General features: G+C 47.5%; 14 protein-coding genes. 1 reads left to right on the top strand and 13 read right to left on the bottom strand.

Annotation, left to right across the window (positions count from 1 at the left end):
• Nucleotides 1-67 precede the first annotated feature (67 nt).
• The 13 genes from SK066_RS05345 to SK066_RS05285 all read right to left on the bottom strand — a co-directional run bounded on the left by SK066_RS05345 (nucleotide 68) and on the right by SK066_RS05285 (nucleotide 15,273).
• Nucleotides 68-490 (bottom strand): hypothetical protein, encoded by a 423-nt coding sequence (locus SK066_RS05345; protein ID WP_320543919.1) that lies wholly within the window; start codon nucleotides 488-490, stop codon nucleotides 68-70.
• 403 nt (nucleotides 491-893) lie between these two features.
• Complete coding sequence (locus SK066_RS05340; RefSeq protein WP_320543918.1) at nucleotides 894-1,598, bottom strand: ABC transporter ATP-binding protein; 705 nt, start codon at nucleotides 1,596-1,598, stop codon at nucleotides 894-896.
• Nucleotides 1,595-2,383, bottom strand: a complete 789-nt coding sequence (locus SK066_RS05335; protein WP_320543917.1) for an ABC transporter ATP-binding protein — start codon at nucleotides 2,381-2,383, stop codon at nucleotides 1,595-1,597. Before SK066_RS05335 ends, SK066_RS05340 begins: the two co-directional genes overlap by 4 nt.
• Before the next feature lie 140 nt (nucleotides 2,384-2,523).
• Nucleotides 2,524-3,819 (bottom strand): branched-chain amino acid ABC transporter permease, encoded by a 1,296-nt coding sequence (locus tag SK066_RS05330; protein WP_320543916.1) that lies wholly within the window; start codon nucleotides 3,817-3,819, stop codon nucleotides 2,524-2,526.
• A gap of 9 nt (nucleotides 3,820-3,828) precedes the next feature.
• A complete protein-coding gene (locus tag SK066_RS05325) occupies nucleotides 3,829-4,815 on the bottom strand; it encodes a branched-chain amino acid ABC transporter permease (RefSeq protein WP_188776993.1) in 987 nt (328 codons plus the stop codon).
• 92 nt (nucleotides 4,816-4,907) lie between these two features.
• Nucleotides 4,908-6,110, bottom strand: coding sequence for a branched-chain amino acid ABC transporter substrate-binding protein (locus SK066_RS05320; protein WP_320543915.1), 1,203 nt, complete (start codon nucleotides 6,108-6,110; stop codon nucleotides 4,908-4,910).
• Nucleotides 6,111-6,925: 815 nt separating this feature from the next.
• Nucleotides 6,926-8,062, bottom strand: a complete 1,137-nt coding sequence (ald, locus tag SK066_RS05315) for an alanine dehydrogenase (RefSeq protein WP_320543914.1) — start codon at nucleotides 8,060-8,062, stop codon at nucleotides 6,926-6,928.
• 589 nt (nucleotides 8,063-8,651) lie between these two features.
• On the bottom strand, nucleotides 8,652-9,878 hold the full coding sequence (locus tag SK066_RS05310) for a PucR family transcriptional regulator (RefSeq protein WP_320543913.1): 1,227 nt from the start codon (nucleotides 9,876-9,878) through the stop codon (nucleotides 8,652-8,654).
• Between the two features lie 43 nt (nucleotides 9,879-9,921).
• Nucleotides 9,922-11,148, bottom strand: a complete 1,227-nt coding sequence (locus SK066_RS05305; RefSeq protein ID WP_320543912.1) for an ABC transporter permease — start codon at nucleotides 11,146-11,148, stop codon at nucleotides 9,922-9,924.
• Nucleotides 11,141-11,905: an ABC transporter ATP-binding protein gene (locus SK066_RS05300; protein ID WP_320543911.1), complete on the bottom strand. Its 765-nt coding sequence runs from the start codon at nucleotides 11,903-11,905 to the stop codon at nucleotides 11,141-11,143. The genes SK066_RS05305 and SK066_RS05300 overlap by 8 nt, the downstream gene beginning before the upstream one ends.
• Before the next feature lie 10 nt (nucleotides 11,906-11,915).
• Nucleotides 11,916-13,328 (bottom strand): DEAD/DEAH box helicase, encoded by a 1,413-nt coding sequence (locus tag SK066_RS05295; protein ID WP_320543910.1) that lies wholly within the window; start codon nucleotides 13,326-13,328, stop codon nucleotides 11,916-11,918.
• A 477-nt stretch (nucleotides 13,329-13,805) separates the two neighbouring features.
• A complete protein-coding gene (locus SK066_RS05290) occupies nucleotides 13,806-14,585 on the bottom strand; it encodes an SDR family NAD(P)-dependent oxidoreductase (protein WP_320544811.1) in 780 nt (259 codons plus the stop codon).
• 229 nt (nucleotides 14,586-14,814) lie between these two features.
• The gene (locus tag SK066_RS05285; protein ID WP_188776986.1) at nucleotides 14,815-15,273 is read right to left on the bottom strand and encodes a chemotaxis protein CheX; all 459 of its coding nucleotides are present in this window, start codon (nucleotides 15,271-15,273) and stop codon (nucleotides 14,815-14,817) included.
• 439 nt (nucleotides 15,274-15,712) lie between these two features.
• On the opposite strand from SK066_RS05285, the gene SK066_RS05280 reads away from it, so the two are divergent.
• A complete protein-coding gene (locus SK066_RS05280) occupies nucleotides 15,713-16,615 on the top strand; it encodes a LysR family transcriptional regulator (RefSeq protein WP_188776985.1) in 903 nt (300 codons plus the stop codon).
• Nucleotides 16,616-16,735 lie beyond the last annotated feature (120 nt).

Below are 16,735 nucleotides of genomic sequence, written 5' to 3'. Positions count from 1 at the left end.
TAAATAAGAAGGCTGCTTGATTTATTTTTATCATCCGTTTAAAGAAGCATCCCTATACCCATTTAGCTTACAAGTCTTCTAGATAATCACTCGAGAACGTGTATCCCGGAATGGTAGAAGAGCTGGAATACTGCTCTTTACTGGAATCTACCCATACTTTTACATAATTCACTCCACTATGCGAGCCTTGCGTCATATTTGTAATTCCAGCATTCGTATAATATCTACCTACGACTGCACCAAAATCGGGAGACCCTTCACAAATTACGATCGAGCCTGTAGGACTGCCATAGTATCCCCACTGGTTTTGATTTAATAGCTTGCCTGTTTTGGAATCTATCACTTGCAAAGCTACGCCTTGAACAGTCATATTTTGATTTTCAGTTGCTTGCATCGTCGATGCCTGAGCCTGTACCGGAGTTGCGGCAGCTGCAATTCCAAAGGAACAGGCAACGGACATTACAGATAGTGCGATTTTTTTAGTAATCATAATTATTCCTCCTAATGGAATTATTTTGTAAATCGGTACCATTGTATACATGATTCAAAAGTAAGATCAAACAGGCGAGCAACCACTTTCTATGTAATAGCTGACGTACAAAATCTTGGCATCAGCATCATGATAGGCTTTAATCCAGCTAGCTACTACATTCAGATTTTTTTACTTTTTTTATAAAATTAGAACATTTCCAGTATGAATGAAGAGCATACTATACTAATAAAATAAAGAGTGCCTGGCTCTGCTAGACAGAATTAGGCACTCTTTATCGGGTTGAGGTTTATTTATAGTTTACTTTTAGAATCTAAAGAAAAACTCACTAAAACTAAAGGCCGTGAATAGCCTGATTCCAGCTGTATACCACATCAACCAGACAACTTAAATTCAATACAATCTAAGCCAGATACGCTTCCTTCACCTGATCATTCCGCAGCAACTCCGCCGCTGCATCCTGTAGCGTAATCTCGCCCGTCTGAATCACATACCCGCGATGAGCAATTTGTAGTGCCTGATATGCGTTCTGCTCGACCAGCAAAATGGTCATGCCCGTCTCATTCAGCTCCTGAATAATCTCGAAAATCTGATCCACAATAACCGGTGCCAGTCCCATCGAGGGCTCATCCAGCAGCAAAATCTTGGGTCCCATCATCAGTCCGCGTGCAATCGCGAGCATCTGCTGTTCGCCGCCGCTCATCGTACCGCCTACCTGATGATAACGTTCCTTCAATCTTGGAAAATAAGCAAATGCTTTTTCCGTACGCTCCTTGATGACCGCCTTACTTTTCACTGAAAAGGCACCCATCTCCAAATTCTCCTTTACGGTCAAACGTGGGAAAATACGGCGTCCTTCCGGCACATGGGCAATACCGCCGAGCGCGGTCAGATGAGGCGGCTGTGCGGTAATATTCATACCATTAAACCAGATTTCTCCTTTCATCTTCACCTGTCCACAGATCGACTTGAGCGTTGTCGATTTGCCTGCACCATTGGAGCCGATCAAGGTGACGATCTCGCCTTCGTTTACTTCGATATCCACACCACGCAGTGCCTGAATCGCGCCATAGTAGGCTTCGACCTGCTTGAGCTGCAATAGACTCATTCTGCCATCACTCCCTCTTCGACCGCACTTTTACCAAGATAAGCCTCGATCACCTTCGGATTGGAGCGAATATCGGCTGGCTCGCCCTCTGCGATCTTCACACCATGATCCAGTACAAGAATATGATGCGATAACTCCATGACGAGCTTCATATCGTGCTCGATCAGAATAATTGAAATATCCAGCTCCTGTTGAATGCGTCGAATCAGTCCAGTCAGGTCGACCGTCTCACGCGGATTCATCCCTGCTGCTGGCTCATCCAATAGCAGCACCTTTGGCTTGGCTGCCAGTGCACGCGCGATCTCCAGACGCCGCTGCGCACCATATGACAGACTACTCGCTTCGGCATTGTACCATTCCGCCAGACCTACATATTCCAGTAAGCGATATGCTTCGCGCTGGGAATGATGCTCCTCATGCCGTACGCGTGGCAGATTGAGCAGCGTACCGACCACCCCTGTTTTTAGATGAATATGCATACCGACCTGTACATTTTCCAGTACAGTCATGCTGCCGAACAGACGGATATTTTGAAATGTTCGTGCAATGCCTTTGCCCGTAATACGATCCGGCTTCACATTGACGATCGATTCACCATCCAACTCAATCTTGCCTTCATCCGGCACATAAATACCGGTAATCATATTAAAAAAGGTCGTTTTGCCCGCCCCGTTCGGCCCGATCACAGCGGAAATCTGCCCACGCGGAAATTCGAAATCCACGCCGCTCACCGCGGTCAGTCCACCAAAGCGCTTAGTCAGCTGGCTCACCTTTAGAATGCTCATCGCTTTATCCTCCTTATGCAGTAAGCCTTTAACGAGATGCTCTGGTGTCCCGTGCTTCCGGGACAGGCACGATCACATCCGGTGTGTAGCGTGCGATAATTGTTCCCGTCAGATGCACATAGCCGGATTTCCAGAGCTGTTTATTCCGAACGGACTTTACGAAGAGCAGAAGTAGTGGTTTTAGAATTGGAGCTTTCATCACCTGTAACAACCTCCTTCGGTATTTTGCGATTTTTAGCGGCAATCAGTCCATTCGGACGGAAGATCGCAACGAGAATCAGGATCATGCCGAAAATAAAGCGCTGCATCTTGGATGGCGATAATGCGGTTGGTACATTGATTATGCCCTGCATAGAGAGCTGATTCAGCCAGTTTGTCACTTCAGTAAGCACCTGTAGATTCAGGATGGTCACAAGACTTGCACCCAGAATAACGCCCGGTACACTGCCCATCCCTCCCAGTACGACCATGACCAGAATCGTTGTCGACTCAATCAGCGTAAAGCTGGTCGGATCGATAAAGGTCTGCTTGGCTGCGAACACGACACCCATCATCCCGGAAAAGGATGCCCCAATCGCAAAAGCGATCAGCTTGGTACGAATAAGCGGGATGCCCATCGACTGTGCGGCGATCTCATTTTCACGTACCGCCTTCCACGAACGTCCAAGTCGTGAATGCTCCAGTCGGCGAACGGCGAAGATCACGATAAGCAAAATACCAATGACGATAAAGTAAAACTGATGCGGAAATGTAAAATCGTACCCGAACAGGTCAGGCGGCTGAATCGAGGACAGCCCCATCGCGCCGTTCGTAATATTGACCGGCTTCTCCAGATTGTTGAAAATAATTCGAATGATCTCCCCGAAGCCCAGCGTGACGATCGCTAGATAATCGCCCTTGACCCGCAATACAGGCAAGCCGAGCAAAATGCCGAAAATTCCTGCCATAAAGCCGCCCAGCAAAATGAAAATCCAGAATGTCCCACCGGATAACGGAAACAGATCACCGGAGATAAAATTGTTCGCCTGTCCGGTAGCAAAAATACCGTATGTGTACGCCCCGACCGCGAAGAAAGCAACAAAGCCCATATCGAGCAGGCCTGCAAAGCCGACCACAATATTCAAACCGAGCGCCATCGCGACATAGATGCCGCACTGTGTTGCCACCTCCATATACGATTCATACGATGAGCCGCCGGAGGTCGCAAACGGAATGACGATGATGAGCAGCACCAGTGCAATGATCCATTTGATCCCATTCGTAAATGACGTGTAGTAGAGCAGCAATAGCGATGCGAGCAGCAGCAAAAAGGCAGTAACCGAGCGATCCATCAGGTAGACCGCACCTGCGGTGACGAGTGTAAAGGCGATAAGCAAAATGCCCTGTGCGAGTTTGCTCCCTTGCAGTGAAGCCCTTAGATTAGCCAGTTTTCCCATTCCATTCACCTACACTTTCTCTTTGACGGCTTTACCGAACAAGCCCTCTGGTTTGAAAATGAGAACAACGATTAGAATCGCAAAGGCAAATACATCCTTATACTCCGCTCCAAAGTTGCCTCCGGTCATCAGACCGAGATTGGCCGAAGCGAACATTTCCAGTACGCCGATGACCACGCCGCCAAACATCGCCCCGCGGATATTACCGATCCCGCCGAGTACAGCAGCTGTGAATGCCTTCAAGCCTAGAATAAATCCAATATACGGATCAATCGTTCCGTACTGCTGGGCAAACAATACGCCTGTAGAGCCACCCAGTGCAGAGCCGATAAAGAACGTTAGCAAAATAACCTTGTTGACGTTAATCGACATCAGTGAAGCCGTCTCCCGATCCTGTGCAACCGCACGCATCGCGCCGCCCCATTTGGTCCGGTTGACGAAAATGTCCAATCCAACCATCAAAACGATCGCCACGATAAAAATAAATACCGTGTTCGTTTTCACCGTTGCATTGCCGAGCGCTGCTGACATGGAGGAGAAGCTCAGACTAAAGCGTCCTTCAAACAGCTGCGGTACGCTGACGATATAATTACCTGTTTTCAGCTCCGCGATAAAGCGAACCAGATCCTGTAATACGAACGATACACCAAAGGCCGAGATTAAGGAGATCAGCTTGGGTGCCTTGCGCAGTGGACGATAGGCAACTCGTTCAATACCGACCCCTAGCGCCCCCGTGACCATCATCGCGACAAACAAAATCAGTACGTAAGATATCCATGGCGGCAGCCCACCGGTCAAGCCCATCCCTTGAAATAAAAACAGCACGGCTGTCCCTACAAAAGCACCTGTCATAAAAATCTCGCCGTGCGCAAAGTTGATCAGTTCCAAAATGCCGTATACCATCGTGTAGCCCAGTGCGACTACCGCATAAATGGCACCCAGTGCCAGACCGTCGATCAGCACCTGTGGCAACGTTTGTAAAATAGTTGCGAACATGAACGTACCCCTTTCATAAGGAATAAAACAAGAGCCAAAAGGTATGGCGTCAACCTGCACATACCCTTTGGCCGCATGCTAACTTCCCGTCATTATTGGCTCACTTCGGATACCAGCTCACCTGGATACGTGTCGCCCTTAAATTCGTAAATGTAGACTTTGGCAAAAGAGTTGTCGCCTTTATCATCAAACGTCACCTCGGTTGCAATACCTTTAAAATCCTTCGTTGCGCGGACAGCATCGCGTACCGCTTCACGTGTCGGCATTTCACCCTTATTGCTTTCAACGGTCTTTTTGATCGCATCCAGCATGATCGTCATGGAATCATACGCATAAGCAGAATAGCCTTCTGGCGCTTTACCAAATGCCTTCTGATAACGCGCTCCCCATTCTGGGCCGCCCTCCATCTTGGCAATCTCGCCTGCAACGGAGCTGTACAGTGCGCCCTTCACATCCGGGCCTGCTACTTCGACAAGACCGGAGGAATCCAGTGCGTCACCACCCATGATCGGAGCGGTAATGCCTTTATCACGAGCCTGCTTGATAATCAGACCACCTTCTGCATACAGACCACCGAAGAAGATAAAGTCTGGATTTTGCGTAGCGGCGATATTGAGAACACCATTGAAATCCTTCTCGCCGACCGTAATCCCTTCATAACCGACGATCGTTGCGCCCAGCTTCTGCGCTTCATCGCGGAATGCCTCAGCCAAACCTTGACCGTATGCTGTTTTATCCTGAATAACGAAAATTTTCTTGGCACCGACCGTTTTCACTGCATAGTTGGCAGCTGCTGGGCCCTGGAAGTCATCCCGTGCTACGACACGGTTAGCAACCTTCAGCTTGCGATCTGTAAATTCAGTCGCTGTACTCGCCGGGGAGATCATTGGAATATTGTATTTTTCATATACGACTGAGGAAGGAATGGATACGCCGGAGTTCAAGTGACCGATAACGCCGAGCACTGCCTGATCGGCACCGATCTGCTCTGCGTTGGCAACGCCTTTTTTCGGATCACCCTGATCATCGTAAGGCACGAGCTCAAGAGAATAGCCCAGCTTGGTAAACTCTTCTTTGTGATCCTCCAGCGACATTTGAGCGCCGAGACGAATCGCTTCACCTTGAATGGAGCTACCACCGGATAATGGAGACTGCGTAGCGATTTTAATTACTTTTCCGCTACTGCTACCTCCACTACCTGATGCACCCGTTGTTGATGTACCACCATTACCACAACCAGCAAGTAGTCCCATGATCAGCGTTGCTGCCACCAAACCGTTCCATTTCCATTTCATACGTATAAATCCCCCTTTTAATGTTAACTTATGTAACACAAATTGATACAATATCTAGTTCAAAGTATACATACAAAATATACATACGGCAACGCTAAATTTTAAATCTTATTTTCATATATTGGAATATATTATGAATTAATATTTCAAAAATCCGAATATTTAGCTTGATTATTGACTTTAAAATTCGTTTTCATCGTAATTTATGTGTATAAAGTAAATATTTATGCATTTTATAAAGAATTGATCGTTAGGTAGTTGTAGGTTTCTGTAGTTTTTTATAGGTTTTAGATTAGAATTTAAATCGCTTTTAATGTTATATTAGTTAACATATATATTTTGATATTTTTATCACGGTCATAAATAATATTTATCATATTGTTCAATACGCACTTTCTTGTTTCTTTTTATACTTATCGTTGTAGCCATCTCTATGAAATCATCCTATTCATCGTTTCATTCATCCTATCCAGACAACGCAAATAGACCGACAGCAGTGAAGTGTCGGTCTATTACTCTTACAGTCTTGTACTGTAGTACAGTTGATCGCTTATTAATAATGAATTCGTTTAAGCTTGTATTCCTTTATTGTATTCAATTCATTTAATGCATTCAATTCATCCCGCTATGAATCTATGTTTCTATGCATCTATACATCGAAAACCAATCAACTGCGCTTTTAACGCCGCCCATCATCTATAAGAGAACTACCTATACATAGAAGGCGGTACATAAAGCTGCGTAAGCCAATCGATCATCATCCTTTAGCGGATCATGTCGATCGACTTGCGCAGCTTTGTTTTACCAACTCGTCCTTAGCTCATCGCTGCAAAAGTACGCTCCAATGCTTGCTCTACTGGCACATGAGTATAGCCTAGATCGCGTGCTACGGCGGCGTAAGTCATCGTACCTGCTGCTGTATTCACACCCAGCTTGAGTGCATCGCTTCGTTCCAGCGCGGCACGCAGACCCAGATTGGCAATCAAGGACACGTATGGCATCGTTGCATTCGTTAATGCCATCGTTGACGTTTTCGGTACAGCACCTGGCATATTCGCTACAGCATAATGAACAACGCCATGCTTTTCGTAGGTTGGATCATTATGGGTAGTAATGCGATCGATCGTTTCTACGATTCCACCCTGATCGATAGCAACGTCTACGATTACTGAGTGAGCTTCCATACTTTTCACCATATCTTCGGTAACTAGCTTCGGTGCTTTTGCACCTGGAATCAGCACTGCCCCGACAACCAGATCAGAGGATGCTACCGCTTCAGCAATATTGTACGGATTGGACATGAGTGTTTGCACAGAGGAACCGAAGATGTCATCCAGCTGACGCAGGCGATCTGGACTCAGATCGATGATCGTGACATCCGCACCCATACCTGCGGCAACCTTCGCTGCATTCGTGCCGACGACGCCACCGCCAATAACAGTTACTTTGCCTCGTTTGACACCCGGTACACCACTTAATAAAATCCCCTTGCCACCATGTGGTCGCTCCAAAAATTGAGCACCGATCTGTACTGCCATTCGTCCAGCAACCTCGCTCATCGGTGTGAGCAGTGGCAAGGTATGATTTACTTCTACAGTTTCGTATGCAATTCCGATTACCTTTTTCTCCAGCAATGCCGCCGCAAGCTCTGGTGCCGCAGCCAGATGAAGGTACGTAAACAGAATCAAGCCTTCACGGAAATAACCATATTCGGACGGAAGCGGCTCTTTTACCTTCAGGATCATGTCCGCAGTTGCCCATACATCTGCCGCCGCTGCCAGAATATTCGCCCCTGTAGCTGCATAAGATTCATCACTAAACCCGCTGCCTGTACCTGCTCCGCTCTCTACATACACCTCATGGCCAGCAGCTGTGAGTGTAGCCACACCAGCCGGGGTGATCGCTACACGGTTTTCGTTGTTTTTAATCTCTTTTGGGACTCCAATTCTCATGTTATTTCCTCCTTCAATAGGCGAATCTGATTTGTACACTTATTATAGGATAGTGAAAATATCATGTAATCGTTTGATTTTCCAAATTTGAATAAAATGAATTGTTGAAATACACAAAAGGCTGAATTTTATGGTAGGTTATTTAACATAATTAGAGTGATAATTAGATATAGGAGTAAATAAGACTGCGAGGTAGTGTGAATTATAATTGCATTTATCGTGTTATTACCCGCAAATGATGGGAAGGGATCAGCAAGTTAGACGTCATAAGTATCACACGGCTTACTTTAAACCTCATTTAAAAACCTTTGATAAAGTTCTCTTCGTTGACCAAGTAAACTCTTGATCCGTAGGCAGTTATGTATTGCAGGTGTGCACATAAGAAAATAGCCTTATATCATGAGCGCTCCCATATAGACAATGTGCCTGTTGTATCTGCCCGATAACGACATACACATTGTCTATATGGATTATTCATGATAAAGGCTATTTGCTTCATATCTGTACACTTGGTGCTATACCGGTATGAATGATATCTTTTGTCTTTGAGGTAAAGAGATTCGTTCATTTTTATTGAAATCCGTCTGTATTAACCACTGCTATCGAACCATAATAGCTTGAGCTCAAGATAGAGTGTTACTTTTTCAGACATGCTGGTTAGGTCGATGCCGCCTACCTCGGTGATTCGTTTGAGACGGTAGTTGAGTGTGTTGCTGTGTACGTGCAGCTGGGTGGCAGCGCGTTTGGTATCGCTATCCAGGTCGAGGAATACGGCAAGCGTCTGTAGCAGATTGCTATTATGCTCCTGGTCATAGGCTGCCAGTCGATCCAATGGTCCCCAGGTGACTGGGAATTGCTCGGCTTCGCGGTGCATCGCGGGTAGATAGCGATAAAAGCCAGCCTCTGGATAATAGTGAATCGTTCTCGTTTCTGGTAATTGACGGTGTAGCAGCACCAATTCACGCGCCTGACGGTAACTACGCTGAATATGCAGGGCAGAGCCGACCTGCTCGCCAGCAGCCATATATAGCTCTTCATGCTGAGGCAATAGCTCGCGTGCTCTTGTGATCATGGAACGGATCAGAGCAACAGGGTCGGAGTTGGCATTCCGAGCTTGAATAGCCGCTATTCCGAAGCCACATAGCAGTACGATTCGGCTGGGCTCCTGCATATGCAGGGTAACACGAATGGCGAACTCATTGGCGGCCTGAACGATTCGCTCTGACCAGCCGCTCATATCGGGTTGATGATCATGCTCCAGCAATAATACATAATGATGGGCAGGAAGCTCCACCCCACTTTCGCGTGCTTGCTGGGCTGCCTCCTGCTCCGATTGAAATCGTCCACTCAGCAGACGACGTAGCAGATCGATATGCTGCTGACGGCGTTGCTGCTGCATAATTTGTCCAGCAGCGATGCGTGCGCCCTGACGGAATTGCTCCAGCTGCTCGTCTGTATACGAGCCGTCGTATTCCAGTAGCCAGATATAGCCGACAATCTCATCATAATGACGCACAGAAATCGCCATCCGACGGCTTAATCCGACCTCGCTTAATTGCTCAATATGCTGGGGCTCCGCGCTATCCTGTAGTCGCTGCATCGCTCCCGATTCGTACAGCGCACGCTGCACATGCTCAGGTACACGTCGTCCAATAATCGTAGCGATGCGTGCAGGGTCAGTATTTGGATCGTGCATACTATAGGCGAGCAAGCGATGGGCTTCGTCCTCGATCGTAACTGGACTGCCCATCACCTCGCTAATAAGCTCCGCCAGCGTTTGCAGACTATCGACTTCACTTTCATTGATTTTACTCATGCTTCATCCCTCGCTCACCGACTGTGTAGCTGTGCCGTACCGATTATTCGAATTCCTCTTCCAGTTGAAGCTCGCGTAGCCATTTACGATTGAGAGATGCACGCTGAATCCAGACGATCAGCAATCCAGCGATGAGCGCACCTACCAGCCAGGCGATATTGCCTGTGATTGCAATCGGTATCCATAGCACAATCGCGACGACAAGCTGAACAATGGTAATAAGACGAATCGTTTCCAGCCTACGTGCAGCAGGTGGAAGCGGATAGATCGATAACCACAGCGTATCCGTATGTTGCTTGCGTAGCATGGTGAGCTGCATACCCGCCAGAATAATAAATAGCAGATACACGGCAATGCCAAACCACGATTCACGCGCCAGCACGATCAGAATGATGCCAAACACGACAAAGCGACTTAATGTCGGTAATAGCTCGGTTCGAATAAACGTACGAGTCAGCAAAAAGCGAAACGCTTGCTCCTGCTTCCACGGCAATCGTTTACCGATAAAGGACAGCCAGCGTCGATGATTCACCTTGCGCTCGCCTGTCGGTACATCGACAAACCAGCCCAGCATCCGCATCACCGAAGCCGCATGATTTTTCTCCGCAGCAATTAATCGTTCCCACGGCACAGCGACCTTACCCGGTAATCGCAGGCAAATCACATAAACGACAATACCCGCAGCAAGTGTAATTATCGCCATGGTAAGCGGCAGCCAGAGTACAGCACCAAGCAATCCGATAATCGCGATATAGCGCAGTACACGATACCCTACCCGTGCGCGCTGTCCTTCCATCCGCATTTCCTGCCAGCTGCCATAATTACTAACACCCTTGAGTAGCAAAATACATAGGAGCAATACGAGCAGCGGCTTCGGTTCGATCGCGGCACGTACATAAAATGGCCATGCTACAATCGCCAGTAAAATTAACCAGAACGACTTGCCGATCATTCCCCCGCGCCATGCCGATGCAAAATAAGCCTTCATCTGTGTCTCCACAGGTAGCATAAATACTACATCTGCTGGACGCATATACGTACGCACAGAACCGTATACGGTGAGCGGCGTTAACAATACGAGCATAATCCAGTATACGGGCAAGCCTGCCGGTATATTCTGAACAAAGGTCGTATACCAGGCGGCAAAGGCAATGAGCAGAAAGAAGGTCAATACCGCCACACCACTCTGAATAATATACTGCGTATACGGCAAAATCTGTGCCCAAAATTCACCACGGCGCTTCTGCCGCAGCTCTGGCAAATTAATCATTGCTCACCGTCCAGGTGGAGTCCTGAACCAGATCATAGAAAATCTGCTCCAGTGGTGTGCCCTGCTGACCCGTCTGCTCACGAATCTGCTCCAGTGTGCCCTGCACAATAATCCGTCCACGATGCAGCACGATAAAACGATCGCAATAATTCTCAATCGTCGATAAAATATGCGAGCTGAGCAGGATCGATGATCCACCCTGCTTCGTTTCAACCATAAAATCAAGCAATGATCGAATACCGAGCGGATCCAGACCGAGAAACGGCTCATCAATAATGTAGAGAGGTGGCGCCGCAACAAAGGCACACATAATCATAACCTTCTGCTTCATCCCTTTGGACAGATGCATCGACAGGCTATCTTCTTTTTCCTTCATATTAAAAAGATCGATCAAGCGCGCAGCGCGGCGCTCATAATCCGCTGGCTCCACACCGTATGCACGAGCGGTAAATTCCAGATGCTCGCGTACCGTCATTTCTTCATATAGCTGAGGTGCCTCGGGTACAAATGCGAGTGAGGAACGATATTGCTCGGGAGCCTTACGTAGCGTTGTTCCCTGAATATGCACCTCACCACCCTGCGGTGTCATCAGACCAAGAATATGCTTCATCGTCGTACTCTTGCCCGCTCCGTTCAGACCGATCAAGCCGATCATCTCGCCCTTGCCCACCTGAAAACTAATATCGTGCAGGACAGGCTTGCCAAGACTGTAGCCGCCGGTCAGACGGTCCACCTGAAGTACAGGTACCTGTTCCATCCTCATTCCCTCACTTTTCATCCGGGGAGCCAGCACGTTTGGCTTTCAGCCACTTCGGCGCTCCCTTGCTTTTTTTGTCTACATGACGTGCTTTTGGCTTGTTATCACGCTTACCATTCGAAGCTGGCTTGCTGCTAGCAGGCTTACGTACTACAGGCTCAGTTGAAGCTACTGCTTGCTGGTCATCGTTTGCTGTCGAGTTAGACTCAGCTGGTGAGGATGCCGTCGTCTTCGGCTTGCTATCAGTACGCTCTGTACGACGAGCCGATGCGCGCTTACCAGCCGGTGCACTTACCGTCTCACCGCCACGCAGTACCATTTCCTGCAAACGGATATGCAGTGTATCCGAGAATTTACGCATAATAAAACGCTCGCGCTCTGTAATGATCGAAGCGGCTACACCCTTTTTACCCATACGTCCAGTACGACCACTACGGTGTACATAGAATTCCGCATCAAATGCCGGATCTAAGCTCACGACCAGATTCAAGTCCTCGATATCGAGACCGCGTGCGGCTACATCGGTAGCAACGAGCACTTCCAGCTTACCGGAACGGAATTGGGACAGCACGGTGCTACGGGTTACCTTGTCCGCATCTCCATAAATGGCACGTGCTTTGAAGCCCATATACTCAAGCTTCGATTCAACCTCGGCAATCTGCTCAGTTTGATTCACAAACACGATGGCACGGGTTGCTTTGTAATGACGTAGCACACGGCGCAGCATGTCCAGCTTATCGCGCTCTTCTGCTACAAAGTACACATGCTCAATTGCAGACGCTGTATGTTGACCTGGTTCAATACCGACAATCGCATGATCCTTCATTTCACGGTTGGCGATCTGGTGAATCTCTTCATTAATTGTTGCGGACAGGAACACAAGCTGACGATCACGGCGTGCGCTTTTAATAATACGCTGTACATCGGTACCGCCGCCCAGTCCAAGCACCTGATCAACCTCGTCGACTACAATTACGTTGGTCTGATGCATTTTCAGCTTACGCAGACCGATCAGCTCATTGATGCGTCCCGGTGTACCCACCGCGATATGCGGGTGACGGCGCAGCTTTTCGATCTGACGCTTGATTGCTGCGCCTCCGATCAATCCAAGTGAAGTAACTCCGCATTCTTCGCCATAACGCTCGCATTCACGTACGATCTGCATCGCCAGCTCCTGCGTAGGCGCGAGGATCAGCGCTTGCAGCTCCTTTTGCTCGGGATCAATCTTTTGCAAAATTGGCAACAGATAAGCGAGCGTTTTGCCGCTACCTGTCTGCGATTGTGCCAGTACATCGCGTCCTTCCAGCATCAGCGGAATCGTCTCTGCCTGTACAGGGGAAGGTGTTGTAATACCATAACGGGACAGTGCATCATTCAAGCTCTCATCCATGCCAAGCCCAATAAAATTCGTATTTGTTTCCATTGTATTCATCCTTTATATATCCATAGTATGGCGTCATCGTCACAATTGCTCGCACCTGCTCGGGTGCGATAGGTCTGTGTCATTGCAGCATGTATCATTATATCAGTATTCGCTTGGTCTGCGCACGTGCTGGCGCTAATCTTGCATTTTTAGAGCGCTTAGGCAGACTTGTGTGCTTGGGTATACACCACTGCGGGAAGGAATAAGGGGACGGACTCGGGTATCGCACAGGAATCTACGAATGTAGAGTAAATGTAGATTCCCGTGCTCAAAGGTCGTCCTTTCCCCTTATTTCCTTCCCTCCGTTCCGTATTTCTCGCATCATATACGTTTGCTTACACGCCTAGCAAATACTTTCCGTTTTACTTCTGCACTTCTGTACTTCTGTACTTCTGTACTTCTTAATGGCTTTATTTCTTAACAGCTTCACTTCTTAATTCCGATCAAATTCACTTCTTACTTTGCTTCTTTAGTTGCCTACTTCCGATCAAAAAACGAATACGTTAGACGGTCGATCAGGCGTGGGAATAAGTTGTACAGGCGCATGGCAATGCCTGCGTACCGTGGTAGATCGATTTCCTCACGGCGTTTTTCCATCATGCGGACGAGCTCGCGGCATACTTTGTCGGTCGATAGCATGAAGCCGCTCACGTTGCTAACGTATGCGCCGGTGGGGTCGGCTCGTTCGAAGAAGGCGGTGTTGATTGGGCCGGGATTCATGGCAGATACGGTGATGCCGGTACCGCGTAGCTCCTGGCGCAGGGAGTTGGTGAAGCCGAGTACGGCGAATTTGGTTGCTGTGTAGGATGTGGATTTGGCGGTGGCGAACTTGCCTGCGATCGAAGCGACGTTCAAAATCTGGCCTCCTCCAGCTTGTAGCATATGAGGCAGCACAGCGCGGGTGCAGCGTACGGTGCCCATATAATTTACATCCATCATCTGCTCGTATTCGGTTAGCTCGGTATCCAGAATAGCAGTAAATTGTCCGTACCCTGCATTGTTGAGCAAAATATCGATGCGTCCGTATTCGTCAATGATTCTGGCAACGACATGCTCAATGTCCTGCTGCTGCTGGACATCCATAACAAAGACGCGGTGCTCTCCATGTAACTGCTGCGAAAGCTGTTCTAGCTTTGACTTGGAGCGTGCGGTCAGGATGGGAATAGCTCCTTTTTCTGCAAGAAGTTCAGCCGTCCGTGCGCCCAGTCCACTGGATGCACCGGTGATGAGTATGATTTTATTGGCAAGTGTCACAATAAGCCCCCCTAGTCTAGTTTCATTTTAGGGGATGCTCGGTCTGATATCCAGCATTATTGGTATCCTGTTTGCTGAATCGAAATACAAAAAAAGCTGTCTCTCCCTTTTACAGGGGAAACAGCTTCTGTTCGTTCTCAAACGGTTCATAGGGTCAAGGCCATTTACGGAGGTCTGACTTGCCACCGTTATCGGTACGAGTCAGCAAATATTGCCGTATTCGGTCCGGAAATCAGGAAACCATCACCTGAATGTCCAATTCGCCAATTCCATCCATGATCAGTGGAATCGTCAATGCTTTTGCAGACATGAAGCCTGTAACTGAGCTTGTTTTCATCACCTTTGGAGGTGTAATATCCACCGTTACGCCTTGATTGGATAAAATGGTACTTGCATTACCACTAATCATATTCCCCAGCTCGGAAATGGCACTTTGACCCATTTCGTCCATCTCAGTTAATACAAAACCGCCCATCATTGCCGATACCATACGCAGCGCTACACTTTCGTGAATACCGAAAATGATATCGCCACTCATTTGTCCGGTCATACCAATTTGAATCCAAATATGATCATCCACCAGTTCGATATCCTTGATACCGAGACTTCCGGTGGAAGGAGAGACCTGCACAACCTGTCCGATTACTAGTCTCGCTGCTTCCAAAAAAGGATTAATTACTTCCGCCTTCATACTTTAATACTCCCCTCCGCTAATGGGTTGATATTTTAAATGAAACTTATGACCTATAAATAGTAGATTCATTATACCTTATAACCTAGTACAATTCATCCAGAAACCTACCCATATCCCAAAATATTTAATTTTTTTTTGGAGTATGTTGCTGGAATGAATATTCCGCATCTTTTTTAGGTATAAAGATGCTGATTTCGTCGGTTTTTCTAGGTCTATTCGACGACTTTTTACTATTATCGGATAATGTAGCGATTTTATGTATACTATTGTTCACTAAATTGCTCAAAATGAGTTGGTTTTTTTGTAAAATTTCTTCAATCGCTCTTCCATAAAGTTGCGAAAGCGTACGAAATTGCAGAAATGTATTTTCAGCCGCATTGCTGGTTTTTCGGCAATCCACTATAATTTATTAACAGGTGTACATAAGGAGGAACTCATGAATATCAGTCAACTGGAAACATTATTGACCATTTCGCGCACCATGAGCTTCCGTAAGGCAGGTGAACTGCTGAATCTCACCCAGCCTGCGGTATCCGCCCAGATCAAAAGCCTGGAGGATGAATTCAAGACGGTGCTTGTTAACCGGAATCAGCCGGTAACGCTGACTGACCAGGGAAGGGTATTTCTGGAGCATGCAGAGCAGATTTTATCGGTTGTTGAACAATTAAAGCAGCGCCTCGCTGATCTGGACGAAACGCCACAAGGGCGGATTCTACTTGGAACGACGACCTCGATCGCGATTCAGATTTTACCCAGAGTGCTGGCGTATTTTCAAAATCAATTTCCACTGATTAAAACGATGATTCATTCGATGCCTTCCTCTCAAATCTATAATAGTGTTGAACATGGTCTGGTCGATGTTGGAATCGGTTACCTGATTGAACGGAACCCGAATCTGGAAACGTCCATTCTGTACTATGATATGTTTGAGCTGGTCGTCTCGCCCCAGCATCCGCTGGCACGTACACGCAAGGCGACGATTCAGGATTTGCAGCATCTACCACTTATTATGCTTTCTCCAGATACGGTCGGACGCCGTTTTGTCGATGAGGTTTTCAAGCAGCATGGCGTTGTGCCGGAGATTATTATGGAGCTATCCAGTAGTGAGGAAGTAAAACGGATGGTTGAGATCGATCTGGGTGCTGCGATTATTTCGCGCCAGTCGATCAGTAGCGAGCTACGCCATGGCACACTCGTTATGATCCCGATGCCTGAGTTCGAGGTGAGCCATCCAGTCGGCTTGATTTACAAATCCGGTCGCTATCTGAACTCGGCGATGCGGCAATTTCTCGATGATCTGAAAGGGATGCCTGCCGACCATTTTCTTAGCCCAGAATAATACGTACTTGATCCGGTTTAGATTGTCCTAGCAGGTTCTATGATGCCAGAACAGGTCTACGATTCAGACGATTCAAGTTATAGACGCCAGATAAGACCCATCACGACCAGAAGAAGCAAA

This window comes from Paenibacillus hunanensis (assembly GCF_034055775.1).
Taxonomy (GTDB): Bacteria; Bacillota; Bacilli; order Paenibacillales; family Paenibacillaceae; genus Saccharibacillus; species Saccharibacillus hunanensis.
The sequence above is the reverse complement of the archived record's forward strand: the minus strand, read 5'-3'. Positions and strand labels throughout refer to the sequence as shown.

What these genes read in the sequence shown, in the direction of transcription:
- SK066_RS05335 (WP_320543917.1), bottom strand. Translation starts at nt 2,383, where the DNA reads ATGAGCATTCTAAAGGTGAGCCAGCTGACTAAGCGCTTTGGTGGACTG.
- ald (WP_320543914.1), bottom strand. Translation starts at nt 8,062, where the DNA reads ATGAGAATTGGAGTCCCAAAAGAGATTAAAAACAACGAAAACCGTGTA.
- SK066_RS05295 (WP_320543910.1), bottom strand. Translation starts at nt 13,328, where the DNA reads ATGGAAACAAATACGAATTTTATTGGGCTTGGCATGGATGAGAGCTTG.
- SK066_RS05325 (WP_188776993.1), bottom strand. Translation starts at nt 4,815, where the DNA reads ATGTTCGCAACTATTTTACAAACGTTGCCACAGGTGCTGATCGACGGT.
- SK066_RS05280 (WP_188776985.1), top strand. Translation starts at nt 15,713, where the DNA reads ATGAATATCAGTCAACTGGAAACATTATTGACCATTTCGCGCACCATG.
- SK066_RS05310 (WP_320543913.1), bottom strand. Translation starts at nt 9,878, where the DNA reads ATGAGTAAAATCAATGAAAGTGAAGTCGATAGTCTGCAAACGCTGGCG.
- SK066_RS05330 (WP_320543916.1), bottom strand. Translation starts at nt 3,819, where the DNA reads ATGGGAAAACTGGCTAATCTAAGGGCTTCACTGCAAGGGAGCAAACTC.
- SK066_RS05340 (WP_320543918.1), bottom strand. Translation starts at nt 1,598, where the DNA reads ATGAGTCTATTGCAGCTCAAGCAGGTCGAAGCCTACTATGGCGCGATT.
- SK066_RS05285 (WP_188776986.1), bottom strand. Translation starts at nt 15,273, where the DNA reads ATGAAGGCGGAAGTAATTAATCCTTTTTTGGAAGCAGCGAGACTAGTA.
- SK066_RS05305 (WP_320543912.1), bottom strand. Translation starts at nt 11,148, where the DNA reads ATGATTAATTTGCCAGAGCTGCGGCAGAAGCGCCGTGGTGAATTTTGG.
- SK066_RS05345 (WP_320543919.1), bottom strand. Translation starts at nt 490, where the DNA reads ATGATTACTAAAAAAATCGCACTATCTGTAATGTCCGTTGCCTGTTCC.
- SK066_RS05300 (WP_320543911.1), bottom strand. Translation starts at nt 11,905, where the DNA reads ATGGAACAGGTACCTGTACTTCAGGTGGACCGTCTGACCGGCGGCTAC.
- SK066_RS05320 (WP_320543915.1), bottom strand. Translation starts at nt 6,110, where the DNA reads ATGAAATGGAAATGGAACGGTTTGGTGGCAGCAACGCTGATCATGGGA.